The sequence below is a fragment of the Paenibacillus sp. M2 genome, assembly GCF_046713495.1.
GTDB classification, from domain to species: Bacteria; Bacillota; Bacilli; order Paenibacillales; family Paenibacillaceae; genus Paenibacillus; species Paenibacillus amylolyticus_B.
In genome coordinates this window covers 2,314,343-2,335,807 of record NZ_CP169648.1, presented here as the reverse complement: position 1 = coordinate 2,335,807, position 21,465 = coordinate 2,314,343, and the positions used below count along the sequence as shown (strand labels likewise).

At 46.4% G+C, this 21,465-nt stretch carries 21 protein-coding genes; 5 read left to right on the top strand and 16 right to left on the bottom strand.

The genetic code is table 11. From position 1 onward, the window contains the following. Positions 1–93: 93 nt before the first annotated feature. Positions 94–675, bottom strand: a complete 582-nt coding sequence (locus ACETMN_RS10905; RefSeq protein WP_036609617.1) for a xanthine phosphoribosyltransferase — start codon at positions 673–675, stop codon at positions 94–96. 204 nt (positions 676–879) lie between these two features. Here ACETMN_RS10905 and ACETMN_RS10900 point away from each other — a divergent pair, with 204 nt between their 5' ends. Next, on the top strand, positions 880–1,935 hold the full coding sequence (locus ACETMN_RS10900) for a hypothetical protein (protein WP_091017489.1): 1,056 nt from the start codon (positions 880–882) through the stop codon (positions 1,933–1,935). Positions 1,936–2,064: 129 nt separating this feature from the next. On the opposite strand, the gene ACETMN_RS10895 is transcribed toward ACETMN_RS10900, so the two are convergent. The 6 genes from ACETMN_RS10895 to ACETMN_RS10870 form a co-directional block, all read right to left on the bottom strand. Continuing rightward, positions 2,065–3,195, bottom strand: coding sequence for a glycosyltransferase family 4 protein (locus ACETMN_RS10895; protein ID WP_091017490.1), 1,131 nt, complete (start codon positions 3,193–3,195; stop codon positions 2,065–2,067). A gap of 303 nt (positions 3,196–3,498) precedes the next feature. Further along, positions 3,499–4,047, bottom strand: a complete 549-nt coding sequence (locus tag ACETMN_RS10890) for a GNAT family N-acetyltransferase (protein WP_091017491.1) — start codon at positions 4,045–4,047, stop codon at positions 3,499–3,501. A gap of 107 nt (positions 4,048–4,154) precedes the next feature. After that, entirely contained in the window at positions 4,155–5,195 is a 1,041-nt protein-coding gene (locus tag ACETMN_RS10885; protein WP_091017492.1) for a hypothetical protein, read from the bottom strand. A 97-nt stretch (positions 5,196–5,292) separates the two neighbouring features. Further along, on the bottom strand, positions 5,293–6,096 hold the full coding sequence (locus ACETMN_RS10880; RefSeq protein ID WP_091017493.1) for a Cof-type HAD-IIB family hydrolase: 804 nt from the start codon (positions 6,094–6,096) through the stop codon (positions 5,293–5,295). Between the two features lie 344 nt (positions 6,097–6,440). Then, entirely contained in the window at positions 6,441–7,187 is a 747-nt protein-coding gene (locus tag ACETMN_RS10875) for a pseudouridine synthase (RefSeq protein ID WP_411736136.1), read from the bottom strand. Continuing rightward, on the bottom strand, positions 7,184–8,881 hold the full coding sequence (locus ACETMN_RS10870; RefSeq protein WP_091017497.1) for an RsmB/NOP family class I SAM-dependent RNA methyltransferase: 1,698 nt from the start codon (positions 8,879–8,881) through the stop codon (positions 7,184–7,186). The genes ACETMN_RS10875 and ACETMN_RS10870 overlap by 4 nt, the downstream gene beginning before the upstream one ends. Before the next feature lie 221 nt (positions 8,882–9,102). Between ACETMN_RS10870 and ACETMN_RS10865 the strand changes: the two genes are divergently transcribed. Next, positions 9,103–9,651 carry a thioredoxin family protein gene (locus tag ACETMN_RS10865; RefSeq protein WP_091017499.1) on the top strand — a complete coding sequence of 183 codons (549 nt, stop codon included), beginning with the start codon at positions 9,103–9,105 and terminating at the stop codon, positions 9,649–9,651. 217 nt (positions 9,652–9,868) lie between these two features. On the opposite strand, the gene ACETMN_RS10860 is transcribed toward ACETMN_RS10865, so the two are convergent. The 3 genes from ACETMN_RS10860 to ACETMN_RS10850 form a co-directional block, all read right to left on the bottom strand. After that, on the bottom strand, positions 9,869–10,351 hold the full coding sequence (locus ACETMN_RS10860) for a DUF309 domain-containing protein (protein WP_091017500.1): 483 nt from the start codon (positions 10,349–10,351) through the stop codon (positions 9,869–9,871). Continuing rightward, positions 10,338–11,153 (bottom strand): GTP pyrophosphokinase family protein, encoded by an 816-nt coding sequence (locus ACETMN_RS10855; protein ID WP_036609636.1) that lies wholly within the window; start codon positions 11,151–11,153, stop codon positions 10,338–10,340. The genes ACETMN_RS10860 and ACETMN_RS10855 overlap by 14 nt, the downstream gene beginning before the upstream one ends. 135 nt (positions 11,154–11,288) lie before the next feature. Next, positions 11,289–12,386, bottom strand: a complete 1,098-nt coding sequence (locus tag ACETMN_RS10850; protein WP_091017502.1) for a quinone-dependent dihydroorotate dehydrogenase — start codon at positions 12,384–12,386, stop codon at positions 11,289–11,291. 255 nt (positions 12,387–12,641) lie between these two features. On the opposite strand from ACETMN_RS10850, the gene ACETMN_RS10845 reads away from it, so the two are divergent. Further along, positions 12,642–12,779: a hypothetical protein gene (locus ACETMN_RS10845; RefSeq protein ID WP_017689367.1), complete on the top strand. Its 138-nt coding sequence runs from the start codon at positions 12,642–12,644 to the stop codon at positions 12,777–12,779. Between the two features lie 42 nt (positions 12,780–12,821). On the opposite strand, the gene ACETMN_RS10840 is transcribed toward ACETMN_RS10845, so the two are convergent. The 3 genes from ACETMN_RS10840 to ACETMN_RS10830 form a co-directional block, all read right to left on the bottom strand. Beyond that, on the bottom strand, positions 12,822–14,264 hold the full coding sequence (locus ACETMN_RS10840) for a L,D-transpeptidase (protein ID WP_091017504.1): 1,443 nt from the start codon (positions 14,262–14,264) through the stop codon (positions 12,822–12,824). 217 nt (positions 14,265–14,481) lie between these two features. Continuing rightward, positions 14,482–14,724, bottom strand: coding sequence for a ferredoxin (locus ACETMN_RS10835; RefSeq protein WP_017689369.1), 243 nt, complete (start codon positions 14,722–14,724; stop codon positions 14,482–14,484). 117 nt (positions 14,725–14,841) lie between these two features. Further along, positions 14,842–16,143: a DNA polymerase IV gene (locus ACETMN_RS10830; RefSeq protein WP_091017506.1), complete on the bottom strand. Its 1,302-nt coding sequence runs from the start codon at positions 16,141–16,143 to the stop codon at positions 14,842–14,844. Positions 16,144–16,674: 531 nt separating this feature from the next. On the opposite strand from ACETMN_RS10830, the gene cimA reads away from it, so the two are divergent. Next, positions 16,675–18,294: a citramalate synthase gene (cimA, locus tag ACETMN_RS10825; protein ID WP_091017507.1), complete on the top strand. Its 1,620-nt coding sequence runs from the start codon at positions 16,675–16,677 to the stop codon at positions 18,292–18,294. Between the two features lie 81 nt (positions 18,295–18,375). Here the strand turns inward: cimA and ACETMN_RS10820 are convergent, their stop codons facing one another. Continuing rightward, the gene (locus ACETMN_RS10820; RefSeq protein WP_091017509.1) at positions 18,376–18,927 is read right to left on the bottom strand and encodes a TlpA family protein disulfide reductase; all 552 of its coding nucleotides are present in this window, start codon (positions 18,925–18,927) and stop codon (positions 18,376–18,378) included. Positions 18,928–19,153: 226 nt separating this feature from the next. Here ACETMN_RS10820 and ACETMN_RS10815 point away from each other — a divergent pair, with 226 nt between their 5' ends. Then, positions 19,154–19,645, top strand: a complete 492-nt coding sequence (locus ACETMN_RS10815) for a M67 family metallopeptidase (RefSeq protein ID WP_091017511.1) — start codon at positions 19,154–19,156, stop codon at positions 19,643–19,645. Here ACETMN_RS10815 and ACETMN_RS10810 read toward each other — a convergent pair. Beyond that, positions 19,631–20,368: an exonuclease domain-containing protein gene (locus ACETMN_RS10810; protein ID WP_091017513.1), complete on the bottom strand. Its 738-nt coding sequence runs from the start codon at positions 20,366–20,368 to the stop codon at positions 19,631–19,633. The genes ACETMN_RS10815 and ACETMN_RS10810 overlap by 15 nt on opposite strands. After that, complete coding sequence (locus ACETMN_RS10805) at positions 20,365–21,450, bottom strand: DUF294 nucleotidyltransferase-like domain-containing protein (protein ID WP_373419860.1); 1,086 nt, start codon at positions 21,448–21,450, stop codon at positions 20,365–20,367. The genes ACETMN_RS10810 and ACETMN_RS10805 overlap by 4 nt, the downstream gene beginning before the upstream one ends. Positions 21,451–21,465: the final 15 nt, after the last annotated feature.

The window sequence follows — 21,465 nt, the reverse complement described above, 5'->3', positions numbered from 1 at the left end:
TTGCCTCCTCTCCCTAACATAACCCCATTATAAATGAAATCGGCGGTCATGCAAAGGCATAGTTCAAAAAATAGGCCCTATTCCTTTAAAATGTCACATTTCGTTATCGTCAAATTGTACTGTTCCATCGTTCAGGGAACGAATGCGTACCAAGGCTTCCACCGGAATACCCTGTTCACGAATCGTGCGTGCCCCTGCCTGGAAACTTTTCTCGACCACAACGCCGAATCCGACGAGTTCCGCGCCAGAACGCTCAATAATTTTGATGACGCCACGAGCCGCATCTCCATTGGCAATAATATCATCAATGAACAAAATGCGGTCATTCTCATGAATGAACTCGCGGGATACCATAATGTCAGTTACAATTCCTTTGGTAAAGGACGGTACACGTTCACAGTAAGCATCAGGATCAGCCAGAAGTGTTTTTTTACGACGGGCGAATACAAGGGGCACCCCAAGTTCATAGGCTGCGGCAAACGCAACCGGAATCCCTGAGGATTCTACCGTGATTACCCGAGTTACTCCACTTTCACGAAAACGGGCAGCAAACTCACGTCCCATCTCCATCGTTAATGCAGGATCAATCTGGTGGTTCAACAGACCATCCAGCTTTAATACTTGATCCGAGATAACAACACCCTCTTGTAAAATTCGTTGTTTCAATAATTCCATGATTTGACCTCCCAAGCCTATCCTATGAGGTAAAAGTATCATATATCTATCTATAAGTTCAAGCGAAATTGCCTGGGGGCTGTCATTGAGACACAATTCAAGCCAAAGCACATTATCGATTGTCATGACTTTCGTGGGTCAAGCATACCTTGTACCATGGTACCCGCATGTCCAAACTATACAGGGGCCTGAGAGGGGAAACACATGAAACAGGCATTTCGGGTGCTGCAGATCGCATTTACATACATCGGAACGGTTGTCGGAGCCGGCTTCGCTACAGGGCAGGAAATTTTGCAGTTTTTTACCCAGTATGGCAAATGGGCCACCGTCACCATAGGCTTATCCACCATGCTCTTTGTCTGGTTAGGTACCAAAATGATGCTGATCGCTCACGATACCGGGTCCCGCTCTTATGAGGACCTGAACAAACATTTATTCGGGCCCAAGGCGGGCAAATGGATCACCTGGGTGACCCTTCTCATTCTCATTGGCGTGAACAGCGTCATGCTTGCCGGAGCAGGTTCCGTCTTTGTCGAACATCTGGGTTTGCATTATCAGACCGGTCTGATCGTCACACTTGTAGGGACATATCTGCTTCTCGGTCGGGGCATCCAGGCTATCCTTCAAATGAATAGCATCGTCGTGCCCATGATGCTGCTGTTATCTCTGCTCATGATCACTAGTACCATCCATCATCCAGGAGCTTCCCGATTCATCACATTGACGACAGACTCAAACCCTATTCAAGTATGGCTGTCTCCATTGTTGTATAGTTCGTTCAATCTGGCGTTAGCTCAAGCTGTTCTTGTGCCCGTTGGCAACCAGATTCGCAGTCGGAATGTGCTGAAGTGGGGCGGAGTATTGGGTGGAATTGGCGTAGGTTTCATGCTGATGGCAGCTCATTTTGCCATGTCAGCACAGATGCCCGGCATCATCCAATTCGAAATTCCGATGGGCAGCATTGCCTTTCAACTTGGATGGGCAGTACAATCTGTATATGTATCCCTTATTTTCATGGAAATATTCAGTACATTTGTTGCCGATATCTACGGCATGACCTTGCAACTCAGACAACATATACGCATTCATCCCCGTTTCATTACATTAACCATTATGCTGCTGTGTTACTCACTCAGTCAGTTTGGATTCAGTTCTCTACTATCCATCCTTTATCCTATCTTCGGAAGTTTGGCACTGTTCTGGGCAGCCAAATTGGTATTAAACCGCTGGGGTGCCTTCCGTGGACGCAAAAATATATAAATGGTGATGTACTTCATGAATATGAGCATCCGTTTGCTTCATACCATAATTCATCACTCATGCGCCTTCCTTTTGCATGAAAAAAAAGCCGCTGTTTAGCACAGCGGCTCGCACTTTTTGCTCTCTCTTTTAGGCCTTGCTGGGAAACTGTAAATACATCTTCTTCAACTCATTGACCGATCTGCCGAGCGAGTAATGTGTTTTGGCTTTTTCACACGCTGAACGGGCAAGTTCATAACGATAAGCCGGGTCCAGCATCACCTTTTCAAGCGCTTCAGCCAATGCAGAAGGATCTTCTGCCGGTACAAGCAACCCATTGCTACCGTTCTCGATCTGTTCCGGTATACCACCTACATCCGTACCCACAAGGGCAAGACAACTCAGCGCCGCTTCAGCGAAGACGGAACCAAATGCTTCTGCCCGTGAAGGAAGTACAAAAATATCAAAGAATGGCATGAATTCCTCAGGGTGCAGTGTGTAACCATAAAAGATGGTCTCATTATAGATCCCCAATCGCTGTGCCAATTCTTCCAGATCAGGACGAATCGGTCCATCTCCAATAATATGTAACACATAATCATGACCTCGGCCCTTCAGTTCCGCACAGGCTTTGAAAAGAATATCCAACCCTTTCGCCGGAACAAGCCGACATACCGTGACCAGTTGTGGTATCGCATTATCATGAGGAATCGGCTTAAACCGCTTCTCATCAAATCCATTGGGAATCACACCGATGACATCAGGTTCCTTCACGTAGGGGGCCAGATAACGACGGAACGAATCCGACACCGTTAAGAGACGCTCTGCCTGGTGTTCCAGCTCACCATATATCGCAAGCAGGAATCGATGCTCCGGTCCATCCGTTTCAATGCGTCCATTAAGTATTAATTCTCGTTCATAACTGGAGTGAATCGTCTGAATGAGGGGTGTATCCGGGAAAACCGTTCTCATCGCAAGTCCTGCAATTGGGTGGTGGGCATGGATCAGATCATAAGGCTTCTGAATACGCAGTTTGGTCCACCAAAGATAATCACGATAGGTTTGAATATATTTTTGGACAACAGGACTATCCTGATATTCCGTCCAGTCAAACGTTTCGAAATGAACTTCCTCTCTGCCCTTGTTGCGAATTCGCTTTGGCAACGAGAACAGATCCATTTCCCACCTCGGGGCTGTAAATCTCTCTTGCATATACGGAATCATAGAGGATACACCTCCGGGCTGCTCCGGAGGAAAGAAAAGCGCCTGCAGCAATTTCACCGTTAGTTTCCCCCTTTTTAACTTACGTTCTTTCAATGCATCTTCATTCATGATCCATTTATATCTGGATACGGCTATAGTATCCATTATGACATAGCGAAGCCGGAACATCTATATTACGAAAGATACTGCAAACTTTTGGCTATTTAAACCGCTCATTCAAAGCAAAACTGACTAAGCTTTTTTTCACCAACTCGTATATACAACATATTCATGAAACGTGCCACTCAGAAGCAAAATCTTTAAACCAGCAGTCAACTCCTCGCGATTGTCGTCAATCTTTCCATTGGACAGTCCGAATTCTCAGCTCAGTGGCTGCACGGGCTTCTCATATGTACTGTAACCATCGGTCTCTCCCAAAAAAGTATACCCGTTCCGTGCGTAAAAGGCGTTCAACGTAGCATTGCCCGCTCCGCAATCTAACCGAACAGTATGTTTGCCTTCAAAATGTATCCCGCTGCTGGACCATTGCAAAATGGACCGTCCCAGACCGCTCTGAGCATATTTTCTTCGAATCGCTAGCCGATGCAGATAAATTGCGCCATCTTCGGCATAAGCTTTTGAACCCCAAAGATGAATATCCCAAGGACTTGGCTGAACCAAAAGGATGACCATCCCCGCTACGTCCGCCCCTTTTTTAAATACAAACACATCCCCTCGGCGAATCGCCCCTGCCGTATCATGTGAATCTTCACCTTTAAGCAAAGCGTTCCATTGGGAAGAACCTTGACTCTGTAACCATTCGGCTGTCTCCACCAGAAGCGACATCACATCCTCCGTATCTTCAGGATTCGCCTGAACCGCTTGAAAACCATCGTTAATATATTCGCTATTGATCCTGAATGAGTGCATCATTGTTCTCCTCCGCTTCCTGATCTCTTTTAAACTAATGGTACTATACCGGGAAATGGATTTTTCGTCAAAATGAGAACAAAAAAAAGGTAAAAGGCGGTTGCCCTTTACCCATCTATTCTGGCTTCATCAATAATCTGATTTCGATACAACATCGTCAGGTGCAAGGTGTCAAACTCCATTTCCTTGTCCAACTCCTGCATCAACACTTCGACCAGATTCTTTCGTTGCATGCTGGTACCAGGAACCTCGTAATCAATGTATCCCGTAAGATCCGAATGAGAAGTGTCTATAGTTGCTGTTCCCACAGGCAATCCACCTCGCTCCTGAAGAAACAGCTCATATACCCGGAACTCCCGTTCCTTACGCTTTAGCATGACATAACATGTTTCTTCAGCAGCTTCCAACTCATCCAGATCCGATTCATCGGTATCCTCAAATTCCTCGGAGAAATCGCGATGTACCCACTCTAGCGTTTCGAGTTCGTTGCCCTGATGCCACATGCGGATTGTAATCGTATCAATGATATCTTCATCCAGCTCTCTGACCAGCAACTCTGCCGCAGCTTCCAATTGATTCTCTTCCGGCTCGTCATACCAGTGTATTTCACCTTGTACATCAGCGCCATATTGTTTTAAGGAAGCTTCTGCAAGTTCCTGCCCTTCGACATCATTGAATATATACGTCGATATGCTGCGTCCTGCGCTTACCATTTCCATCTCCAGAACCTGATCCCGATCTTCATATGTAAACGATTCGGTTTGTGACACAGGTATTACCTTACTTCCACTGCTGTCTATATCGTCATAGCTGCCTTCGTCATGATTCATCTCTTCAGACGGCCACATTGTCTCTGACTCAGGCTTATGCAACACCGAATGTAATGAGCCACAACTAACCAGCACTTCATAATACGCAGCTTCCAACGCATCTGCAAGAGATTGGACATAGGCATGCACTTTTTCCACGATACGTTGCTCTGTATCATCAGGCAGAGACTCCTGCTCGATCTGAAGACTACCAGATAAACGATCTCCTTCTCTGAACACAAGGAAAAGTGAGCCTGCATATTGACCATTGACCATCACGTCCTGTACTTCTCCACCTGATGTCCGCAGGTCTGCAACCAATTCCACATCATATTTCATCACGTGTCCTCCTCCATTCCTAACGTTATTCTCTTAGGATGTCCCTAAGGACGGTAGATTATGAGGAAAGCGCGCATTTCAGATATAAGATGTAAGGTTAGACGGATAACACATATTTTTGAATTGCGTGTGCCACACCCTGCTCATTATTGGAGAGTGTAACCTCGTCCGCAGCAGCTTTCACCTCGTCCGGTGAGTTATCCATGGCAATGCCTTTGCCCGCAAAGGTCAGCATCGTAATATCATTGAAGTAGTTACCAATCGCCATAATCTCCGAAAGCATGATTCCCTTTGATTCGGCAAGCCTTTTAAGCGCAGCGCCTTTGGACGCTTCGGGATGCATCAGATCTATAAAAAAGTCACCACTCCGTGTCATATAATAAGGCAGATTCCACGTAGACCACTCCTGAAGCACGGCATCCATCTGTTCAATCGGTCCAAATGCAGTGAACTTCGCCAGCGGTTCTGTCATGTCAACCCACTTGGGTAACTTCATTGGCTCTGCCATAAAGTTGTAATACATCTCACGCACCTGCAACCCGAGACCTTCTGGTTGATCCACATACAGACCAAATGCCGTATTGATGTCAAAATGTACTCCATTGGTTCGACAGTAGGATATGATCGGCTCCAGTCCCTGTCCATCTAATGCAAAGTGATGAACCACCTCACGAGTATCTACCTGTGCAGTTACAGCACCATTATGTGTAATCACATATCCATCCAGTCCCATCTGCTCCATAAAAGGAATCGTGTTGGCAGGACCTCTACCTGAACACAGGACAATCTCTGCTCCCTGACGGGAAGCTTGGATCAAGGTCTCCTGAGTCCATTCGGTAAGTTCATGATGATCATTCAGCAATGTTCCATCTACATCAAGTGCAATTAATTTATAAGTCATCTGGCTTCATCCTCATCTCTGTAGTAATCGCACCCACCCAAACCCTCCCTTCCGAGGGAGGGCCCCAGAGGGCTCTGCCCTCTGGACTCCCGTCTTGCTCACCGGTGGTAGGTCGGGTCTTGCTATGTCACGGTTGTCGTAGGAACGCTTGTTGCCGGGCACACCGCTGGTCAGCGGCGGTCCCGCCCAAGCTTAACCGGGACCATTACGGGCAGGGCTTCGCTCTCTGCCCGACTCCCTGCTCCGCTTCGCGCAGGACGGGAGCTTCCTCGCCTTCGGCGTTCGTACCGGGGCTTCGCTTCCCTCCACAACTCCCTGCTCCGCTTCGCGAAGGACGGGAGCTCTTACTTCCGCAGAAGGTTCAACTCATCTGCGGTTAGTTCACGATAGCTTCCGATCGCAAGATCGGAAGCTAGTTCCAGCTCACCCATCGCAACGCGTTTCAGATAGATCACTCGCTTGCCTACCGCCTGAAACATACGTTTCACCTGATGAAATTTCCCTTCGTGAATAATAAGCGAGATCGACGAGATCGTGCCTTCTTCGGTCTCTTCCCGGCCAAGTATAGTCAGCTCAGCAGGCAATGTCTCGTATCCGTCATCCAATTGAATGCCCGCATTGAAACGTTGCACATCCGCTTCATCCACGTTTCCCAGAACACGGGCTTCATAGGTTTTGGGCACATGCTTGCGTGGAGATAACAGATCATGGGTAAGTGGACCGTCATTCGTAAGAATGAGCAGTCCCTCCGTATCCTTATCCAGTCGTCCCACAGGAAAAGGATTGAACACCCGATCCTCTTTTCGCAGCAAATCCAGTACCGTCTTATCTCTGTTGTCCTCGGTAGCAGACACAACACCCGGAGGTTTATGCAGCATCAGATAGATCATCTCCCGATACATAATCCGCTCGCCATCGGCTTCAATGACGTTGACCTCGGGATTCACCTGTACACCGCTGTCTTTCACCGCTTTGCCGTCCACATGGATTCTGCCTTGTTTCACCATCCTTTTGAGTTCACTTCGTGTTCCCACACCCATATGGCTTAATATTTTGTCCAGACGCAGCGTTTGTTTCCCTTTTCCACTCATACCGATGTCCACCTCCACCCTGCCGGATATTCATTCTTCAGTACACCATCCAGCCATTTTCCCCAGCCAGCGGCATAACCATCTACACATACAAGAACGTACCCTTTGGCAACCGTATCCGCCTTGAGCACCACTCGTTCTTCTTCAATATTTAACGTTTCACCCTTGAGGTATCTCACGGCTTCGCCATCAGCGGATGACAGATTTACGCTTCGCCGTGCTTCAAATGCATTCAGAGCACAGGCAAGCGGATGGGACGGAACAAATCGTCCATTCTTGATCGTTCCCATAAACCAGCCTGGACGAATGACTTTCAGTCCCTCCAACCGAGCTGCACCAACCGATGATTGATACACCCGATCTCCATAACATACCGTCTCTCCAGTTAACTCCATCTCCAATTGTTCTTTCATAAAGGTATGATAGATCGCAATCGGATCAATACTTGCCGGATCAGCTCCGCGTCCCTGACCCCGTTCCGATTTACGTCCACCGTGATCTTTACCTTTTTTGCCCTGTTTACCCGAATTCTTGCCCCCGCCAGCCTGTCTGTCATGGGACTCTCGGGATTCGATTCGCAATAAACGTTCCTTTTTTCGATCAGCCTTGGTCATAGCAATTGAAGAAGCAGCAATAGAGTGATCCTTGTTCCCCTCTACTTCAATCCTGGACACATCCACGACCTGTCCATACTCCATTGCTCCTTCTTTAACTACTCCAGGTTGATCTGTTTGTAATCCTTGCCCTGCACGATGCTGCAATACAGCGACATAATGTCCCTCTCCTTCCAAAAGGTGAGGCCACAATCTTGCCGTACCACGCGTTAGATCCAACACATCTTTTGTCTCTTCTGCCTTCTCCGGCATCATCTGACGTACCCATTCCGGACGTCCTGTTGCGAACCCTGTCTCTTCAGGAATGTCCATTACCACGAAATCACGGTTTACATTCAGGAACTCCGCAATCATCGCTTCATTTTCCTCCGGCGCAAAGGTACATGTCGAATATACGATGGTTCCTCCCGGGGCCAGCAATCGTGCCGCAGTCTCCAAGATATCCCGCTGCATGAGCACACATTTTTCCACCGAATGATGTTCCCACGATTTCACCATGTCTTCATCCTTGCGGAACATGCCTTCACCTGAGCAAGGCGCATCAATTAATACCTTGTCAAAATAATGAGGAAATGCATTCGCGATCCGCTCTGGTGACTCATTCAAAACAACCGCGTTACGCACCCCGTACAATTCCACGTTCTTGGCTAGCGCTTTCGTGCGTTCAGCATGGATATCGTTCGTCACAAGTACACCCTTGCCTTGCAGCTTTGCAGCAATCTGTGTTGTTTTCCCTCCCGGAGCAGCACACAGATCAAGCACACGATCTCCAGGCTCAACCTGCAATAATTCAACTGGAGCCATTGCACTTGGTTCCTGTATATAATACAGGCCTGCATGATAATAAGGGTGCAGCCCCGGTTTAACACCATGAGGTACATAGAATCCTGTCTCACACCACGGAATAGGTCTTAGATCAAACGGAGCAATCTCATCGAATTGTTCCATCGATATTTTTAGCGTATTCACTCTCAGTCCCGCATGAGGAGACTGTTCATAAGATTTCATAAATTGTTCAAACTCATCACCCAGCAAACTTTTCATTCGCTCAGCAAATATCAAAGGTAACTTTACACCCATATTCCCACTCATCCTGTCTTCGTAAGATTGCAATATCGTTTCATTTTATCATATCCAGGCTTTGCTTTCCTATCATATCGTATCTATTCCACTACAGCGTGTAATGTAGTATAATGGCAAGTAGATTGATTCCTGAGCAAAAATTCGGGTGTTTATGCATATTATCCCAACCTTTATTTTTGCCCAAACTATATTTCGATATGATCGATGGGGGATGTCCAATGAAATCCAAGAAGAAAAAGAAAAGTGCTGCGATCCTTATTTTCCTGGGTATTTTAATCATTATGATTGCAGCACTGGTTGTCGTAGACCAGCAATCCAAGAAACAGATGGATTCAGTGGAAAATGCTTATGGCATTGCTGCTTCCAAGCTTAATCCAGCTACACGGGAGCTACTTAGTGATCCCAACTATCAACAAATTATTGTACCCACTGATCTCAAAACCAAAATCGATAACAAAGACAGCTTTTTTGTTTATTTCTTTGCTTCCGACTGCTCGCACTGCCGTGCCACAACACCTCAGTTGATGCCACTCGTTGACAGTGAAGGTATTGAGCTTCCACAGTTCAATCTGCGTGAATTCGAAGCAGGATGGACCGATTACAATATCGAGTTCACACCTACACTCGTCTATTATGAGGCTGGTGTCGAGAAAGACCGTATGGTTGGCGGACTGCAAGAGAATGGCAGTGACCAGGGCTACACGCTGGATGATTACAAACAATTTTTCCAAAAATATAAAGGCAGCGCCGCTCCTTCGGCAAGCTAACTGATAGTTCCGTTTTCACAAGTATCTACAATCAGGCACTTGTATCACCAGAAACGTTCTGTTGAAGGACAGGCTGTGCCACTTGCAATCATCTGAATATAACGCAACATTCAAAAACACCCCGATCGTTCCCTTTACAGGAATCGTCGGGGTGTTTCATAACCATGGAACTTCATATCCATGGGATGCTCATTTGAATGTTAATGCTGATTACGGTTCAACTGTTACTCTGATCCATCGCCTTCATCTTCTCTTCGTATATTCGCCCTCTGGTAGGACTCCGGCGCTGCGGAATATTAGGTTTTAGCTCAAGCGATCTTCTAGATATCTCTTGTTCTAAGACCTCATCAACAATTCGTATGGACAAATCCCTGTAAGTCACAGACTGAACATCTGATTGGGACAGTTGCTTCACGATTTCCTGTACATCCCGTACCAAAGCCCCAAGGTCAATGCCCAGAATCGTAGCAGGATAAGGTTCCAGAAGATCAAGTGAGCTCTGTAACATCATCGTTCCTCCGCGGAGATTGCCATTCCTGAAGTGGTATAAACCAACTGCAATTTGTAACAACCCTTTATAGAGAGAATCCCGGTTCCGTTCAAGCCACAATTCTTCCAGAACCTCATGGCACTCGAAATAATCCTGATCCCGATTGAAGTAGATTAAGTAGTCCACGTACAGTGGCTCATAGATGCTCATCCGGGTTTTCGCCCTTTCTGGCGTTGTTCAGAAGTTTCTTCACGTCATCCAGCAAGTCTTTGAGTCCTTCCATATCATGACGTTCCCAGTAATCGTTAAATCGCTTCTGTGCTTCAATTGCTTCACTGACAAGGTGGTAGAAGTATAATTGATGAATGATATTCAATGTTCTTGACACGATATTGGAATCATCCTCAAACGCCTTCTGCGCCTCCAAAATCTGTAGACGAATTGCAGACATCTCGTTGTCCAGTATAAACGCGGCCTCAGCCGTTTTTTTCAGCCTGGTTCTCATCTCATCAGGTAACCCTTCCCGAAACTTGTAACTCAGCGAATGTTCAATGGTAGCCCAGAAATTCATGGCAAGTGTCCGGATCTGTATCTCGGCCAAAACTTTCTTTTGTCCGAGAGCCGTCTGAACGGGATACTCAATAATCATATGAAAGCTACGATAGCCGCTCTCTTTGAAATTCGTAATGTAATCTTTCTCAATGAGTACCGTGAGATCCTTACGGCCTCGAATATACTCGGCAACCCGGCGGATATCATCCACGAACTGGCACATAATGCGGATACCTGCAATATCCTCAATGCCTGTTTCCACGTCATCAAGCGACACATTCAGTCGTCTGGATTTCTCCAGAATACTGGATATTTTTTTGACACGACCGGTAACGAATTCAATCGGGGCATACTCTTCCCGTTTCTTCAGTTCCGCTCGCATTGTCTTAAACTTGACTTTCAATTCCTCTACCGCTTGTTCATAAGGAAGTAAAAATGTACCCCAGTCTCTACCGTCCATGCTTATGCCTCCTGTCTCTATAGCGTCCCCTGTTCTATTCCATTATACATGATGTTTGGTGGGGGGAAGAGTCCCGAACCATTTTACGCTCTTCCCATGCTTCTATATTTTCATTCTGGGGATTCACATTCCTTCTTAACAATGTTCCGCACCAACCGCTTCGGAGATATGACGATAACCGTCCTTGCGCAGCAACTCACGCAGTCCGGCATGAATGCGCCGATTCACCTCAGGTCCTTCATAGATCAATGCTGTATATATTTCGACCAAGCTTGCTCCGGCTTTAATTTTCTCGTATGCATCCTCACTTGTGAAAATGCCACCTGAACCGATAATCGGAAGTTTGCCTTCGGTCTGGCGATAGATCTGGCGAATAATCTCCGTTGAACGGTCACGTAGAGGTTTACCGCTCAGACCGCCAGTCTCTTTTGCATGTTGGTGGGAAAGTCCTGTACGACTGATGGTTGTGTTTGTAGCAATAATGCCAGCAACACCGCTGTCTGCAATGGTGCGAACCATATATTCAAGTTCCTGATCATTCACATCCGGTGCGATCTTCACCAGAACGGATTTGGTCGCTCCGCCCGCTCGTGCATGCTGCACGTTCATCTCGTTCATAACCGCAGCGAGCAGTTCCTTCAATTCATTCCCATGTTGCAGATTACGCAAATCCGGTGTATTTGGTGAACTGATATTAACCACGAACAGATCAGCATAATCGTATAGTGCCTGAATGCACTTCGAATAGTCCAAGTGAGCTTCCTCATTAGACGTTGCCTTATTTTTGCCGATGTTAACAGCCACTGGAATACGCCGATTCTGTAGACGTGCCAATTCACCTGCCATGGCTTCCGCACCAAGATTGTTGAAGCCCATTCGGTTCACCAACGCCTCATCTGGAGGCAAACGGAACAGCCGTGGTTGATCGTTACCTGGTTGTGCAAGTGGTGTCACGGTTCCCACTTCCATGAATCCAAATCCGATGGAAGAAAAGCCCGTTACGGCCTGCCCGTTTTTGTCCAGACCCGCAGCCAGACCAACAGGTGTAGGGAAATGACACCCAAACATGTCAACAGCCAGATCAGACGTTTCCCGAACGCCGTACATCACACGCAGTCCGGAAGGAACCGGACGGATGCTACCCACGCCACTAAGGCCGCCAATAATCAGATGATGGGCCTGTTCAGGGTCCATTTTGAACAACAAAGGTTTAGCAAGACTTCTGTATAACAAATCACTCACTCCGTTCTGGTCCGGTACGCCAAAAAGCCGTTGTCCGTCTTTTCATATGTAAAAAAACACTCTACACACAAGTCTATCTGTTTCTTATTAAAAAGGAAAGTAGTTTGCGCATAGACAGCACAAATCGAATAATACAAAATGCTCACAAGAAATCCACCCGCCCACTGGTAATGACGAGTTGAATTCTTTACAATGAGAGCATGGTTACTCTACACCAGTTCTATTCCAAATAAGGAGGAATAACTCATGGCTCCCAAACGTAAACCACCTGCATTACAGCAAAAGAAAGAAGAAGTGAATCGCAAAGCCATTGCATGGACAGCAGCCAGTGTAGGTGGCTTGATCATCATCATTGGTGCTCTTATCATTATTGCCAACATGTAGATGATTCAGGCTGAATCCATCTGATTCTACATATCTAACAGATCAATTCAGCCAGTGATACGTTTTGTTCGGATTATTCTGCTTTGGAACAAGCGTATGCTGATAACGCTGCTTTGCTTCTGGAACAAGCGTCAGATCTGGCAGTACATCTTCTCCAATGCGTACCGGAGTACCTTGCGGAGCAAGAGCGAATAACTCTTCTACATCTCCTGTACGCATTCTCACACATCCAAGGGACTCATCCAGTCCGATACTGTCTGGCTCGTTGGTCCCGTGGATGGCATAATTCGTATTCGAGAGCTGCATACCTCTGCTTCCAAACTCACCGTTCGAGCGTCCATTCGGATTGACCACTTTATCTGTAATGATAAATGAACCCTCAGGTGTTCGATCACCGCCAAGTCCCACATCATACATACGAACAATGGTATCCCCACTGATTAATGCAAGTTTATGTTTATTCTTATCAATAACAATCTCCAACGGTTCCTGCAAAAAAGGCTGACCTCCCAGCGTATCTGCAAAAGCGGCATTGTTGCCTTGAGACGAATTCGAGGTCGTTGAACCATTCTCTTTACCACTCGAATCGCTCTTCCCTTCCTGTACCTTTCCTTGATGCAAAGCTAACAGCTTCGGAAACATCTCGGTCATCCCTGACGCAGTCTCTCCCAGAATATTGTTCGGAAATGGCTGAGCCATTTGCGTTACACTCTTGGGCCAAGCGTCATTTTTTTTGCGATAGGCAACGATTGCACTTGATAATGATGCAGCTGCTTCCTGCTTGGCGGTCCACGCCAAGGACATCTTTTTGATTTTCGGTGTAATTTCAGGAGGTTCACAGTTACATTGCTTGGCATCATAACTCTGTGCAGTTAATTTCCCGCTTGTATTGGTTTGTACTATGTATTTCACAGGCATATTTCGCTTCCATAAAGACCAGTCATCCGAGGTTTGCATACCCAGTACAGCAGAGGTCTCTACTTTTGGACCAGACCCAGACCAGGCAGCTGCGAGCGCAGCCTCACCATGATTACCTCCACCAAATGCCGCAGCAGTGAACACATTGCTTGGCGCAATGGATGCAGTTCCAACCTGTTTATTCGCTTCTACAGGCGCTGCGATGTCATCTGTGGATTCCAGTGCTGCTGACAGTGCGTCGGTCGCTTCACGACTGAAACCCGGAGCGTCCGCAGGTGGCAGACCTGCCAGCACAAGCAGCATGAACAACGTAAGCCACATTTTGCGTCTACGTTGTTTTTTCTCTTTTTGCTCAGACATCTCCACTAGTTTCTCCTGATAGTCTACCCAGATGTCCGCAGGAGCTTTACTGCGTTCAAATGCCTCATAAACCTCGCCCGCTTGCTGAAAGCAATAGTTGGCTTTGGCCTCCTGTCCTTCGCCCAAATACTCCTTTCCGAGCAAGTACCAAGCCATTTTATTGTCGGGATGTTTCTTAACATATGTTCTTAGATGAGTATTTTGCATCCGATCCTCCACTATTTCGCCTTTTTCCGTATATCATTATATATCGGCATAACCAGGCGTTGAATCCATAGGACTTGAGTACCCGGTGGAAAAAAGGGGGTTCGACAATGTTCGTCCTTGATCCATAGTCGGATAATCACATTTAAATGAATGCAAAAAAAGCACCTTCCCTTGTCGTTAAGACAAAAGAAAGTGCCGTATGTTTAGTGAGAAAACCTTAGCCTTCTTTATTGAAAGGCTCATCCGCTACTTTGATTGAATCTGTAGGGCAGCCATCGCATGCATCCTGCATATCGTCAAACAAGTCGTCTGGAATAGCTTTGACACCATGGTTAGCATCGCCGTCAAAGATAACTTCAGCCAAACCTTCATCATCATAATCGTAGATGTCTGGAGCCGTTGCTCCACAAGCGCCACATGCGATGCATGTGTCTTTTTCAACCCAAGTATATTTACTCATTTACATTCTCTCCTCCTAAAATTCAAAACGTACAGTGTTTTTATCTAGAAACATATTAAACCAAAGTAAGGATAATTACAAATCATTTTGCAACCACAAGTCTCTATTATCCCTTATTTAATCAAGACTTTGCAAGTTATCTTTTTGCAGGGAAGTACCGCGCACTTTATGATTCCGAAGCAGCACGGAAGGATCGTCTCCAAGCATGCCGGCGGTCACAACAGCATTCTCACCAAATTTATCACGTAACTGATCCATAATCCGAATCAGATTGTCCTTCTTGGGCTTCTGCTCATATTCAAACAAGTCCATCTGCACAGCGGATTCTTCTCTTGGAATCAGGTTCTGAAGTGTCACACCCAGCATGCGTACAGGCTTGCCACTACCCCAATGCTTCTCAAATAGTTTACAGGCCTCACGGTAAATGACCGTTGCATCCTCCGTAGGAACTTCCATTAAACGTGATCGGGTGATTGTCTTCATATCCGGTGTGCGGATCGTAATCTGAATGCCCTGGCTGAACATTTCGTGCTTGCGCAATCTTCTGGCTACCTGGTCACTTATATTGAGGAACACACGATGAATCTCATTCATATCCGATACATCCGCCGGTAAAGTGGTTGTATGTCCAATGGATTTATTGGCTTCCCGTTCCGCGTGAACTGCGGAATGGTTAATGCCATTCGCAGAATTTTTGAGCCATGCTCCATTAACTCCGAATAGTTCGGTCAACATGTTCTCATCCGACTTGGCCAATTGACCAATCGTTTCAATGCCCAGTTTTTTCAGCTTTTCAGCCGTTTTTTTGCCAATGCCAAACATCTCGTTACATGGCCTGTGCCAAAGAATCCGGGGTACGTCCCTCATACGTAGAATGGAGATACCGTTCGGTTTTTTCAGATCCGAAGCCATTTTTGCCAATAATTTATTGGGGGCAATGCCAATGGAACATGGCAGCCCCAATTCATCCTTGATTCTACGCTGAATGCTCTCCGCAATCTCCATTGGATTCCCGAATTGCCTTGACCCTGTAATATCAAGATAACATTCATCAATGGACGTTGCCTCAAGTTGAGGGGTATAACTATACGCAATCTGCATGAAAGCTCTTGAATATTGACGATATAAATGAAAATCAGGACGAATCACAATGAGATCAGGGCACTTTTTCAAGGCTTGGTGGACAACCATTCCTGTTGAGATGCCTCGATTACGAGCGGCATATGAGCAGGTTACAATTACACCCTTTCGCAGTTCACTGCTGCCCGCAACGGCCGTTGCTTTTCCTCTATATAAATCTGGTTCCTCGGCTTCATGTACAGAGCAGTAGAAAGCATTCATATCGACATGCAGAATCACCCGTCCGGCTGTAGGGTAGTATTGATCCACATTCGCTGGAGGATTGCCGTCTGAAGACATCATGAACCCCCGCCCTTTCTTGCACACTAATTAATGAAACGAATTTCTTTCTTCTATAGTATATCAAACCCGTTATGTTAATTCAGTCACGAACATTTATTTTCTGCGAGATCTGATCAGAGACCGAATAATCAACCAGCCTACACTCACAAAAAATATCAAAGTGACCAGGGCAATAACCGTATTTTCCCATACAAAACTCAAAATTAACCCTCCTTTTCTTCCATATATTCCAATTAAAACTCAATAATAGATTATAACATACATCCGGATTATGATTAACATCCTTCTTTTTTCTCTAAAATTCGTTAAATGTTACATGATACTGCGATTTCGATGTAGCATTTGGCTATAATGGTGATATAATAATTAATTATACAAATTGACGACTTTAGGACAAATCAGCGCACCCAGTTTAACACAGTGTAGCGTTGCCGAATCGAAGGATTCGTCCACTAACGTACTTAACAGCTTTTCCCAACTTACAATCCATACTTTTAAAAGAGCGCTTTATCTCAAAGGAGGATCTTCATGTCAAAGGCCATTTCCATCTTCGATACGACTTTACGTGACGGCACACAAGGGGAGGGTGTCAGCTTATCGGCAGACGACAAACTCAAAATTGCCAAGAAGCTTGATGACCTGGGTGTCCATTATATTGAAGGCGGAATTCCCGGCAGCAATACCAAGGACATTGAGTTTTTCAAAAGAGTCAAGGAATTAAACCTGAACGCAAAGGTTGTTGCTTTTGGCAGTACCCGCCGTAAAGGCAGCGTTGCTAGTGAAGACGCCAACCTGAAGCGCATGATCGAATCTGGTGCTCAGGCTGCAACCCTGGTCGGTAAATCATGGGACTTCCATGTGCATACCGCTTTGCAGACTACATTGGAAGAAAACTTGTCCATGATCTATGATTCCATCGCCTATCTGAAACAGAATGGAATGGAAGTGATCTTTGATGCAGAACACTTCTTTGACGGATTCAAACATAACCCGGAGTATGCTCAAGCGGTCTTGACCAAGGCCCACGAAGCTGGAGCGGACTGGCTCGTTATGTGTGATACCAACGGCGGGACGATGCCTAACGAGGTACACGAGATCGTATCCACATTGCATAGAAGCCTGCCTCATGCCCATCTCGGCATCCATACACATAATGATTGTGAACTGGCTGTGGCCAACACACTCAGCGCTGTACAAGCCGGAGCCCGTCAGGTGCAAGGAACGATGAACGGTTATGGAGAGCGTTGCGGTAACGCCAATCTCGCATCCATTATCCCGAACCTGCAACTGAAGCTTGGCTATGAATGTGTTACTGAGGATTCCATGAGACAACTTACAAACGTGGCTCGTTATGTTAGCGAGATTGCCAATGTGAATATGCCGATTAATCAGCCTTATGTCGGCAATGCTGCTTTTGCTCACAAAGGTGGAATTCATGTCTCTGCCATCCTGCGTGATTCACGTACCTATGAACACATCGTGCCTGAACTGGTTGGTAACAAACAACGTGTGCTGGTCTCGGAACTTGCCGGACAGAGTAATATTGTATCCAAAGCGCAGGAACTGGGGCTTGAGTTCGATCCAAGCAGTGCCAATTCACGTCAGATTATTGAGAAGATCAAAGACCTGGAGCATCAGGGTTATCAGTTCGAAGGTGCAGATGCTTCGCTTGAATTGTTAATTCGTGAAGCGAACGGTGACATGAAAGAATTGTTCACTTTTGAATCATTCAAAATGCTTGTGGAGAAAACGGCGGGCAAATCCGTTGTTTCTGAAGCTTTTGTCAAACTTAATGTAGCTGGAACAAGTGTTTATACCGCTGCTGAAGGTAACGGTCCGGTGAACGCACTCGATAATGCGCTTCGGAAAGCATTGGTACAATACTTCCCTTCACTTGCCAACATGCATCTGTCGGACTACAAAGTGCGTGTACTGGATGAGAAAGATGCCACCGCCGCTAAAGTTCGTGTATTGATCGAATCCAAAAATACGGAGAACACATGGAACACTGTTGGTGTATCCGAGAACGTAATTGAAGCAAGTTGGGAAGCTCTCGTACACAGTTTCCGCTATGCATTGCTTCAAGAAAAATTGCAGGATGAACCGGGCACACTCCCTATTCCTGCTCATGGGATAAGCAACCACTAATACCCCATATTTCCCGGAAAATAAAAAGAAGCCTCTGTACCCATGATTCATGGATGCAAAGGCTTCTTTCTTTGCAGAAAATTAATTCGCAATTAACTCTTTAATCTTACGTTCCAACTCTTTCTCGGGCAATATGCCCAGAACAATCTCCTGTATAACGCCTCTGGAGTCAATCAGAACATTCGTCGGAAAAGCCACCCCATTGTATTGAGCATACACAGTCCCCTTTTCATCCAAAGGAATAGGGAATGTCAGTTGGTATTCATCCACAAAAGATTTGGCATCCTTGAGTTTATCGTATGATGTTACATTAACACCGTAGAGGTCAAGTTTATCCTTGTATTTTGCAGCCATTTTGTTCAGCTCAGGAGCTTCCTGTTTACACGGCTCACACCAGGATGCCCAGAAACTGACAAACGTGGCCTTATTTTTGGCACCACCCACACTGTACGTCTTCCCATCCATTGCTGTCAGAGAAAAAGCGGGCGCCAGAAGACCCGCACGAGGTCCCGTCTCTGTAGGCATGGGTTCTTCCTGCTTAAAGACGGCTGTAATGCCGTCACCCGCATTCTGGGCCAGTGCAATACCAACCAGCAAGACAACACCAAGGAGTATGTATATGTTTCGTTTCATAACCCGCCACCCTTTTATATAATTAGCCTGTTGAAACTAAAACCGTAATTTCTGCACATGCTAAGTGTTTATCACGCTCTATTACAGTTCACCAGAACATGATTCCCAAATGTTCTCTTTATTATTGTACCCTTTTCCTTTAAAATTTTACAATCCGCATTACAGAAAATAAAATGAAAAAGGACTCCTGCCATAGCAGGAGCCAAAGAGAGAGGGGTGAATACAAATGGCAGCACTTCACGGGCAGCAAAACGCCATCTACATCCCTTCTTCCGTAGAACAAGAGATGTCAAAGCACATGTTCCTTTCGCTGCCGCAAGAAGCCTGCGGGGTTATGCTGGGTGAAACCGCAGCGGGCGGTATACGAATCAGTCGGTTTCAGCCCATTCGTAACGTAGCACCTGACCCGCTGCGCCATTTTACTCTGGACGATGCCGAATGGATTCGGTGCGTATTCTCCGAGCCCAAGCTCATTGGTATCTTCCATTCTCATCCGCAGACAAGGCCTGTTCCATCCGTAGAGGACATGCAAGCTCTTCCGGCCTTCGCCGGTTTACTTCAGATGTACCTCATCGGCTCACCCGACCTAACAAGCGGGTTGCGATCTCATATGCATCTGAACGGTTATCTGATTGAATCCTCGAAGGAATCGCAGGATCAGGCACAACGTTTTGTGCCTTCATACAATCTGTTTCCCGTTCCGTTATGCGTGACTTAGCTGGGTATACAAATCACCCAAGGTCTCCACATTTTTACGAGTCATGTCCTCCAAGTAGCAGGACCATAACTGTGCAGTCATTTTTGAATCTTCCAGTGCATGGTGCCGCCCATAGATCGGAATCCCTCTGGATTCCAGCAATTCATCCAGACCATACCCCGGCCTGCTTGGTTCAAGCCAGCGGGCCAACATCATCGTATCGATTAAACGATGTGTCAACCTTACCTTTGAAGTCCGCCACAGAGCGGCATTCAGAAAAGCTCGGTCATGCGCACTTGCGTGTGCAATCAGAACATTTCCACCTACAAAAGACATGAAATCATGCAGCCCTTCCAGCAAAGTCGGTGCGTCCAGCGTCATCTCCTGCGTAATACCTGTAAGTTCAGTAATATGTTCCGGAACCGCAGTCTTGGACTGCACCACCGTATAGAACTGCTCCCCTTCCAGTACCACACCACCATGTATACGAACCGCACCAAATGAGATAATCTCATCCCCATGCTGGGGCGAAAATCCCGTCGTTTCCAGATCAAATACAACTGCGTCCAGCTCATTTAGAGGTGTATGCAGAACCTCAGGTCTGCGCTGATCTCTCATCATCGAACGGATAAACGCCATGTGTTGCGCCGTAGGGGCTCCCATAATGGAAGCGATGGCGGAAGGAACCCCTCCCTGACGCAGCGAATTCCAGAATCCTGTATTGCCCCTTGCCGGCTCTCTCATGGACGTCTCCTTTCTGCAAAACGCAACTGTCTTTGCAAAGCACGATGCACTCGTCGTACCAACCCGAGCGTATCCCTGAGCTCATAATGAATTTGCTTTTGTTTCATCTGTTTCTCATCCAGGAACCCACTGCTATGTTGCAAATCCCCTTGTATGACAACCGGTGTACTTCGGCGAAATTTCAAAGCAGCCAAGAAGGCCCGCTGACATGCATCCAGTAATGTAAATGGAACAGCTTCAAGCGAAGTCAGTCTCTCCATTCTTTTTAACGTAGATGACTCCTTGATCCCATGTTGCAAAGCCAAATAACGAGCACTGTTCACCAGCGGAATGTACAAACCATACTTAACATCAAATCCGCCTGCATGTTCACCAAATCGTTCTGTGACCACACGTCCAAGTACATTTAATGTAGCTTTATGTTTAACCGTATTGCGAAGAACTGCATCCGAAAGTTCAGGAATCAGTCTGAACTTTTCATAAAAACTCGTGATCCATTCCTCCGCCAGACTTTGCTCACCTGCAACAAAACGCATGTCTGAAGCAATAATCAGATTACGAACAGGCTCCCAATTCAGATCCGAGCTCCAATCTGCTAATTGTTGTTTCCATGAGGCCAGTGTTTTTCTCCAGAGTGGCTCAGAGCACATGACTTTACCTTCGCACTTGGCGTAACCAAGCTCTTCTAACATATCCGTCATTCGCTGTCCGAGCTGAGCAAAATATTCCTCTTTACCTTCATGCGGAGTATCGCTAATGATCATGCCATTATCCTGATCACTCCATAACGTTGCTTCTTCCCTGCCGGAACTGCCAAATACGATAAAGGCATAGGGGACGGGAGGTTGGCCGAAGCCTTCCTCAACCATCCCCTGAATGCATAACTCTACTGCTTTCCGTGCAATCCGGTCATGCAGTTCATTTACCGTTTGGTACCACTCGATCGGCGACAAGGAAGCGGACAACAATTCCTGGAGCTCGTTCTGTAATATTACACGTTCCTGGCGCAGTTCTTGAGAAGACACCGCACCATCGATTCCCTTATAAGACCAGGAATAGTTTGTATACGAGATGGGTTCCATCATGTCCAGCCTCCT